General features: G+C 35.3%; 6 protein-coding genes. All 6 read left to right on the top strand.

Annotated features, from left to right (window positions below; translation table 11 throughout):
- The coding region (locus AC4MRQ_RS23345) for a FecR family protein (RefSeq protein ID WP_491200140.1) at nt 1-902 on the top strand (902 nt) is incomplete at its 5' end.
- Nucleotides 903-1,047: 145 nt separating this feature from the next.
- The gene (locus AC4MRQ_RS23350) at nt 1,048-4,503 is read left to right on the top strand and encodes a SusC/RagA family TonB-linked outer membrane protein (RefSeq protein WP_491200141.1); all 3,456 of its coding nucleotides are present in this window, start codon (nt 1,048-1,050) and stop codon (nt 4,501-4,503) included.
- An 11-nt stretch (nt 4,504-4,514) separates the two neighbouring features.
- Nucleotides 4,515-5,879: a RagB/SusD family nutrient uptake outer membrane protein gene (locus AC4MRQ_RS23355; protein WP_491200142.1), complete on the top strand. Its 1,365-nt coding sequence runs from the start codon at nt 4,515-4,517 to the stop codon at nt 5,877-5,879.
- Nucleotides 5,880-5,892: 13 nt separating this feature from the next.
- A complete protein-coding gene (locus tag AC4MRQ_RS23360; RefSeq protein WP_491200143.1) occupies nt 5,893-7,920 on the top strand; it encodes a thioredoxin-like domain-containing protein in 2,028 nt (675 codons plus the stop codon).
- A 239-nt stretch (nt 7,921-8,159) separates the two neighbouring features.
- The gene (locus AC4MRQ_RS23365; protein WP_491200144.1) at nt 8,160-8,708 is read left to right on the top strand and encodes an RNA polymerase sigma factor; all 549 of its coding nucleotides are present in this window, start codon (nt 8,160-8,162) and stop codon (nt 8,706-8,708) included.
- 97 nt (nt 8,709-8,805) lie between these two features.
- Nucleotides 8,806-9,425: hypothetical protein (locus AC4MRQ_RS23370; RefSeq protein WP_491200145.1), on the top strand; the 620-nt coding region annotated here is incomplete at its 3' end.

A 9,425-nucleotide genomic window follows, 5' to 3' on the forward strand; every position in this document is an offset into this window, starting at 1 on the left:
TATATGCAGCTACCATTCTCCTGCCTTTATTGGTTACGTTGATCATATACAGACAGATGGATGTCAAAAATATTGAAGTAAGTCAGCAAACAGAGGTTGAAATTGGAGAAAAGAGTGCCATTATATATTTATCAGACGGTCAACTAATCAATCTAAAGCAGGATACGTCAAGTCTGATCAGGTCTGAAAATGAATTATTGATCCATCGCGATAGTAACACCTTGTATATTGATGATAGCTATCTGACCACTGGATTAGATAATAAGATGAATAAAATAGTAACTACCAAGGGGATGGAATACCAGCTGACTTTATCGGACGGAACCCGGGTCTGGCTAAATGCAGATTCCAAACTGGAGTTTCCCTCTAAGTTTTCTCCAAAGGAAAGAAGAGTTATTGTAAGTGGAGAATTGTACTTTGATGTAGCTGAGAATACAGAGGTGCCATTTATTGTAAAAAGTCAATCATCAGAACTAAAAGTGCTTGGTACTGAATTTAATATCAGGTCATATGATGATGAGCTCAGTACTGTATCCACATTAATTGAAGGTAGTGTTGAGGTATCAAACACCAAAGGAGAAACTATTCGTTTAAAACCAGGATACGAAGCACTAATTGCTCATAATGATACCAAACTGGAGAGTCAGGTGGCAGATATCGAAGCGGTTACAGCCTGGAAGAATGGCCGTTTTTATTTTGATAATCAAGATTTAAAAAGGATCATGGAGGATTTATCAAGGTGGTATGATGTAGATATATTTTATTTCAATACAGAAGTCAGGTTGAAACGTTTTTCAGTTGATGTACCTCGTTATCAACACATCAATGAGGTACTGCAATTAATGGAAGGAACAGGTGATGTGAAATTTGAAATTAATAATCGTACAATATTAGTTAAATAAAAAATGGGGATGCGCCCACATCCCCATAAATTAAATAAATGCGCACAACTGTTATGCGCGAATATTAATGCAATTCAAAATTATGGAAAAAAAATGTTTATTCAGGTATTGTCATGGCAGTACCTTTACGAAAACTTTACGTGTTATGAAAATAACAAGTATTCTACTCTTTGCTGTAATGCTTAGTATTACAGCCGAGATTCATAGTCAGGAAAAGAACCTTTCTTTAAAAATTGAAAAGGGAAGCTTAAAGGAAGTTTTTAGATCTTTAAAACAAAAAACCTCATATACATTTGTGTATAGCGAGTCACATATTGAAGGGATTGAGGTAGAAGGTTTCAGTACCGAAGAATCGAGTATTGTAGATATATTAAATACTTGCCTTGAAAACACTGATCTAAACTTTTTCCTGGATGATAATATTGTTGTGATTAAAAAGAAGCCAATCAGTAATGCTCATAAGGAAGTTATTCAACAACCTGAGAAGAAAATCACCATCACCGGAACCGTTAAAGATGAAAAAGGAGAACCTCTTCCCTTCGCAGCTGTCTGCTTTAAAGGTACTACTACCGGTTGTACTTCTGCTGTTGATGGTAGCTATACTTTGGATGCGCCTGATGAGGAGGGATTAGTATTAGAGGTATCAAGTTTAGGGTTTAAGACACAAACGATAGCTGTCGATGGAAGAACTGTTATTAACATCGTGTTGGTTTCTGATATAGAAAATCTGGATGAAGTTGTTGTGACAGGGCTTCAAACAGTAAAACAAGGTCGTGCCACAGGGTCATTTCAGATCATTAATGAAGAAGATTTAGATGCTATTTTTAGCGACAATGTTGCTCAAAAGCTTCAAGGTGTAGCTCCGGGTGTTTACATTAATTCTGATAATGAGATTTTTATTCGTGGTATAAATACTATAGAAGGTGAAACATCGCCACTGATTGTAATTGATGGTATACCTACACAAATGAGTTTATCAGATATTAATCCCAATGATATCAAGCAAATTACCGTATTAAAAGATGCTGCAAGTGCCTCTATTTGGGGAGTGCGATCTTCAAATGGTGTAATTGTAATTACCACTAAACGAGGTCAGTTTGATGGTAAAACGCAGGTGACATACAACGGTACTGTTTCATTGGAAGAAAAGCGCAACCTTGATAATATGCACTATTTAAACTCAGCAGATTATGTAGATTTGGAATGGGCTTTTAATGAACTGTTCTTTGTAGATGATTATAGATCAGCTCTGTCTCCCGTAAGTTATATTTATCAAGATCATATTAACGACTCCGAAGATGATTATAGAGCAAATCTAACAGCTTTGAAGAAAGTGAATAACTGGAAACAAATTGAGGATAACTTTTATCAGAATCGCTTAATACAGCAGCACAATATTGCAATCAATTCCGGTAGTAAGAACATTAAAAATTATCTATCGCTAAATTACTTTGATACAAAGGGGGAGTTAATAGGTGATGAAGCTGATAAGTTCAATATTCTTAACAATCTGGATATACGTTTAAACGATAAGCTTGACCTAAATTTAAATTTGAAGTTTTCATATGAAAAGGAAAAGCAAAACGGTGAAAATCCGTTGATGCGACCTTATGAAGCAATTTTAGATCAGGATGGTGAGTATGTATTGTATTCAAATGTAGTGCATAAAGAGTATTACGATGATTATCAGGAGTTAGGCCTATTGGATTGGACTTACAATCCGTTGCGCCAGAGAAAGGTGAATGATAATGAGATGGTAAGTAAAACTTTAGGTATAAATGCTGCATTAAATTATAAGATTATTGATGGATTAAAGTTTTCAACTAATTTTAGTTATGAGTTGATAGATAATCAGTTGGATCGATATTCGTCGAAACACCATTATACAACCAGGAACTTTTTCAATACACATACACAAGTAACTGTTGATCAGGCTGGTCAACCAGTTGCTCTTGATGATAAAAATGGTTGGATTTTTGGTAAAACAGGCGGTCTGTTAAAAAGAAATGTAACGAATGCACGCTCATACATTTTCAGAAATAAACTGAATTATCTGAAGTCTTTTGGAGATTTTCGTATAAATGCTTTAATAGGTATAGAATACAATGCCTATGATTCTGAATTGATATACAATAATTTTATTGGATATAATGAGGATACTAATGCACTGACATATGTAGATTATAATACCATTAGTAAGGGTGGTTTCTCTATTTATGATGGTTTTCCTATATCACCTTTAGTTTTGAATGAGACTTATCCATCAGTAACAAATGAGTTAGATAGATATATTTCATATTTCTCAACAGCTAATATCAATTATAAGGAGAAATATAACTTTTTTGTAAGCGCCCGATTGGATCAAACAAACTTATTAGTAAAAGCTAAAAAGTATCGTGATAATCCAACCTGGTCTGTTGGAACTAAATGGAATATTGATAAGGAAGAGTTTTTCAATAGTACTTCTTTCGACTATTTATCTGCCAAACTATCATACGGTGTTAGTGGATTAATTGCGAAGAATGTTAGTCCTGAGTTAACAGGTGAAATTGGTAGATTATGGATGTATGATGAGTTGTTTAGGTTATCATTATTAAATCCGGAAAACAAACAATATGGTTGGGAAAAAACAAACGTGTTAAATGCAGGTGTGAGCTTTAGTTTATTCAGTCGATTTAGCGCTGATGTCGAATTTTACACGAAGAAAAGTAGTGATGTATTGTCATATGTAAGTGTTGATCCAACATCCGGATGGAGCACATTGATGTTAAATGCTGCAGATATTTCTAACACAGGATTGGATGTAAACATGAATGCATTGGTGTTAAACACGGATGTTAAATGGAATTTAGGAGTAAACTTCTCAACTAATAAGAACGAAGTTACCAATGTAAATTATGTTCCTACGCTGATGGACATGAAATTTGACCGACCTGTGGCCGGGCAGCCTGTAAATGCAGCATGGGCAATCAACTATGGAGGCTTGGATAATTTAGGTAATCCAATGATTAAAAAGGAGGGAAGCAACGACGTATTGTCTTATACTGAATTAAGTAGTTTTGAAGATGAAGATTACGCGTATTTAGGTAGTTTCGACCCAACAATATTTGGTAGTATAAGTAGTAATTTGGCGTACAAGGATTTATCTCTAAATATCTTATTTACATACAAATTTGGTCATAAGATAAGAATGCCAAATGTGTTAAATGACAGTTTTGATAGCAATATTCACGAATGGGAAGGTTTGGATAACCGTTGGACAAAAGAAGGTGATGAAGACGATAAGGCGGTTCCGGGCTTAATCGCGGATAACTTAAATACAACAGCTCGTGAAGATGCTTATAATTATAGCACGGAACAGTTAGATAAAGGTGATATTATTCGGTTAAAATCAGTTCGCTTATCGTATAATATCAATAAGGTATTAAAACCATTAAAATTGAGGGCAGCAACTTTGTCATTCAGTGCAGAAAACTTATGGTACTGGGCTGCAAATAAGCAAGGTTTAGATAGTGATTATTTGTCACGAGGTTATGAAGGAGGTGTGTATAATTACCCCATCGCAAAGAAGTTTGTAACTAGCTTAAACATTACTTTTTAATTTGAGAAATGATGAAGAAGATATTATACTTATTAATAGTAGCAGCGTTAACAAGTTGCTCGGATTTTTTAGATGAATCGCCACGTGGGAAAGTAATACCAAAGTCTGTTGACGACATGGGATTTATGATGGACGATGCTGTTGGAAATAATGGTAATGAAGTAGCTCAGGGAACAAATGATAATGCCTTTTTTGATGATGACTGTGCGATTGCAGAATGGCAGCAACCAGAATATACTGAGGCTCGTGCAAGAAAATTCCAATGGAGCGATGAAATATATACTGAATCGCAAAATGATGAACTCTGGAATAAAATGTTTAAAAGCATTTATACCTGTAACTGGGTGGTTGAAAATATAGAAGATGCTGAAGAGGATGCTGATCAGGTATTTACAAAAGAGCGTGTAATGGCTTATGCTAAGGCTAATCGGGCGTTTACTTATTTACTTTTAGTCAATACCTATGCCCCTTTCTATTCAGAAAATGCAGCAACGGATTTGGCTATACCAATGCCAATTGACTCTGATGTAAACACTAGACATCCAAAATCAACCGTAGCCGAGGTTTATAAGCAAATAGAGAAAGATTTTATTGAATCAATCGATGGCCTTGCTGACAAAGAAGATTATGTACATAGACCTTCAAAAGTCAATGTTTACGGTGCGATGGCACGTATGTATTTAATGATGCAAGACTATGGTAAGGTCAAAATATATGCTGAAAAGGCTTTGGGAATTGAGAGTGCACTGCTTGATTACAATACGTTAGCTCCATCATGGTTTCTTGATCTTATGGTGATCGGTTATCCTGTTAATTTTGGTCAACCTCACACTCACCCACATATTTTATGGTATAGAGCTAATGGGATGTTGCCTAATACATTTGAATTGACAGAAGACTTGCTAGCATTATTTGATCAGGCAAAAGATTTACGTTTCAGATATTTTACAACAAATGTAAATCACAATAATCCAATGGATATGAGTGCCGGACCTCGTTCTACATATCTATATGATAACACTGCTGGTATTTCTGTACCTGAGTTATACTTAATGGCCGCCGAAGCCAATCTTAGAGCACAAGATAAAAGTGTGGATAAGGCTAATAAATGGATCAATGAGTTAAAGAAAAATCGTTATGAGGATTTTGTTAGCACTGACGAAACTAATGAAGAATTATTGTTGGCTGATATTTTAAAAGAGAGGCGTTTAGAATTACGCTTCAAAGGCTTACGATGGTTAGATATCAAGCGATTAAAGATAAAGAAAGTGATTACTCATGAGCTCAATGGCGTAACATATACCTTAGATACAGCTGATGATGAATACTATATGCCTATCCCATCTAATGTGAAGAAAATCAACAAGAATCTTTAAAATTTACTAACAAATGAAGAAAGTTTTTTTAAGTATTAGCATTATAATGCTATTACTGGTGTCGTGTTTTGCTAATAAGTCAAAAGAAAGCCAAACAACAGAAATAACAACGATTAAAGGTAAGTACTTAGGTGAGCTAAAATCAGATCTTATCAAAGTGACTTTTAACGGAATAGATAGTGTATTTACAGTCAATGAAGAAACAGGTGAGTTTAGTGGTTCAATAGCACTTGACCAGGATCAATTTGTCGGCTTTGATTTATTTGGTCAGAATGATCTTCAGTTGTTATACGTGACTAAGGGTGAAAGTTTGAATTTAGAAATTGAAATTAAGTCATTGAGGGATCAGTTTATTAATGGCAAAATGAAAGGACAGCCAATTACTGATGCTTATAAGGAGTTGATCGCTAAACTTGATGGCGTAGGTATCGATATTTATGGCAAAGGTTGGGAGAAAAACTTGGTTATGTATCCGCAAACTATTGTAAAGATAGTTGATGAACATTCTGCTATGCTTAAGAAAAACAATAAAGCATTCCGCAAAATAAGCAAAGATTACAAGCAGTATTTTGATGCGATGTACAATGCCATGTTAAAAATGTCTCAATTAAGAGATAAATCTTATGCAGAGCTAAAAACAGAGTTGAGCGAATTGGCTAATTATGACTACAATAAGTATTTCATGTTGTTGCCTTTCGTAGATAACTACGCAGAAAGAGTTTGCTTTCTTAAAGCTGCAACCCAGTTGAAAAAGACAAAGGTGGAGTATGAAACTTTAAACAGTGTTGTTTACAATACATTGTATGTTGAGAATGTAATTGATAACGTTAAATCACAAGAGCTTAAAAATGTTTTGTTAACAAAATTTTTAAGCACGGAATTGCCATTAAATGGTGCTAAAAACCAGTATTTGGTTGAGCAGGTGATCAATGAATTACCAAAAGAAGATATAGCACATTTAATTGCCAAATATGAAGCAGAGAAAGGTAAAGTGATTGAAAAGCAGGAATCTACGGTAAAAGGATTCAATTTCGAATTTGAAGATAAAGACGGTAAAAAATATCGTTTAACGGATTTTGCCGATAAGCTTGTTTATGTGGATTGCTGGGCTAGCTGGTGTATGCCATGTCGTGGTCAGATACCTTTCCTTAAAAGTTTGGAAAAGAAATATGAAGGTAAAGATATTGTATTTTTATCCGTATCACTTGATCAAACAAAAGATGCGTGGTTAAAAGCGGTGAAAGAAGAGGATTTGCATGGATATGTTTTATATGCACCAGGTGCATTTAGAAATGAATTTGCAAAATACTACAACATTAACTCTATCCCTCGCTTCTTATTATTTGACAAAGCAGGTAACTTGATTAATGATGAAATGCCGAAGCCAATTAAGGAAGAGCAATCGTCTCAGATTATTGATACATACTTAAATTCATCTACTGAAGTTGATGAGATAGTAGCTAAGTCTTTAGCGAAAGTAGATACTAAATCATTCAATGAAAAAATGCTTAGAGTAACTTTTAGCACTAAGTTTGCGATGTTCGGTATGAATATGGATGCTAAAATTCATGATGGCAAAATTATTACTGCAATGACTTGGCAAAAAACGCCAAACATTGAATTGTTGATGGGTAAGGACTATGATAAACCAACTATTAGCAAGAAGAATTTTAAAGAAGGAAATCAAAATTCATCATGGAGATACGAGGTGTCTGGATTTGAGTTGTACACGATAGTAAAGGATGAATGGAAACTTGAGCTAAAAAGCAAAGACGGCGATTATTATGTGGTACATGCCTCTAATGGTAAAGAAAATTGTGACATCAGTATTAATAAAGAGACTTACTTAGTTGACAAGATCGATGCTAAAATTATTTCAACTGTATTTAATGGGGGTGGTAGCATGGAAATAAAAGTAGCAATTGATGAGTATAAACAAGTTAATGGTTTTTACCAACCAGTTAGAGCGATGATAAATGGTCAAAAACGAGAATTTACCAGTTATTCGTTTGAAGAAGTTGACCCAATGTTCTTCGAGTAAAAGTTTGATTTGAAATACCAGTTATTAATGGGTATGTGTATTTTTATGGCCTCACTCTTCGGAGTGGGGCTTTTTTATACCCAGCAGTACTTCGTCATTGGTCAGTAGTATAAGTTATACGGATGCGATCTTTATTATCAAGATGCAAATAAAGATCGCATCCTTCTTTTCGATATCAGCTAGCTTAAGCCAAAAGTCATTTTGTAACAAATGGGCTTTTCCTTATTTTCGCCTTTGTTATGCAACAATCAGAGCAAAATATCCTGTCACTGCTTAAGTCTGGCAATCGTTACGGACTTAAAAGCCTGTTTGAGCTATATCACCAAAGTCTTTGTGTATTTGCTTTACGTTTTTTAGATGACTTTGACGAAGCCGAGGATGTGGTGCAGGAAACATTTGTTCAGTTCTGGGAGAAGAAGCATTACAATTCGGTTAGCTCATCTTTAAAGTCGTACCTATATATGACCGTTAGAAATAAATCATTAAGGCGACTCGAGCAACGAAAGACTGTCTTTATGGATGAGTTTGAAGATTATGTTGATCGGATGATAGAAGAAAAACGAGATAATAGTCTTGTTGAAGAACGAAAGGAGAAGCTCAGGAAAGAGCTGGATAAGCTCCCTGAGAAAAGTCGTGAAGTACTTACCCGAATTGTTTTTCATGGCTTAAAATATAAAGAAGTAGCCGAAGAATTGGATATCTCGTTTAACACTGTTAAAACACAGTTTTCAAGAGCATTAAAACAATTGCGCCATTCAATGGACATCATTATATTCTTAATGTTTTAGACCTTCATTGAGATTATTTTCCACTATTTGCTAAAAACTTAGTTTTCTTTTCACCCATTTTTAAGTTCCTCGTATCTTAGGTATAAAATGGAGTGATATGAATCATGAAACCCAAGATATAGAAGCCTTACTTAGTAGTTACTGTCAGGGTATTATTAAGCCGGCTGAAGCTGAACAACTACAAAAATGGATAGCAGCCAGTGAATCCAACCGGAAGTATGCAGCTGATTTTATATCCATCTATCGCGAAAGCAGGGAACTCGCATTTGCTGATAAATACAATGCCAACAAATCGTGGCAAAAACTCGAAAAGCAATTAGACAAAGGTAAAAAGCGGATACTACAGGTGTGGACGGCCGCTGCTGCCATTGTTGTGTTGGCACTGATTAGTACAGTTGCCATTTGGATGACCAACTATGAGCAGCCTGTTCTGACCCTGGACCAGATTGCCCAACCGGGTTCACCTAAAGCCTACCTGACACTTTCTGATGGTGAAAAAATAGACCTTCAGAAGATGGAGAGTTTTACCATCAGTAAAGAAGACGGGCAGGTCATCAGTAAAGATGCCAACGACCGGATATCCTACAAAGGAGCTGAGTCGGCTAAAAATACCTTATCCTATAACACCATTAACGTACCCCGTGGTGGAGAATACTCCATGTTGCTTAGCGATGGCACTGAAGTATTCTTTAACTCCGAAACTGAAATGGTATTTCC

Source organism: Carboxylicivirga sp. (genome assembly GCF_982718395.1).

Coding starts and splice junctions, on each gene's coding strand:
- AC4MRQ_RS23350 (WP_491200141.1), top strand. CDS start 1,048: ATGAAAATAACAAGTATTCTACTCTTTGCTGTAATGCTTAGTATTACA.
- AC4MRQ_RS23355 (WP_491200142.1), top strand. CDS start 4,515: ATGAAGAAGATATTATACTTATTAATAGTAGCAGCGTTAACAAGTTGC.
- AC4MRQ_RS23360 (WP_491200143.1), top strand. CDS start 5,893: ATGAAGAAAGTTTTTTTAAGTATTAGCATTATAATGCTATTACTGGTG.
- AC4MRQ_RS23365 (WP_491200144.1), top strand. CDS start 8,160: ATGCAACAATCAGAGCAAAATATCCTGTCACTGCTTAAGTCTGGCAAT.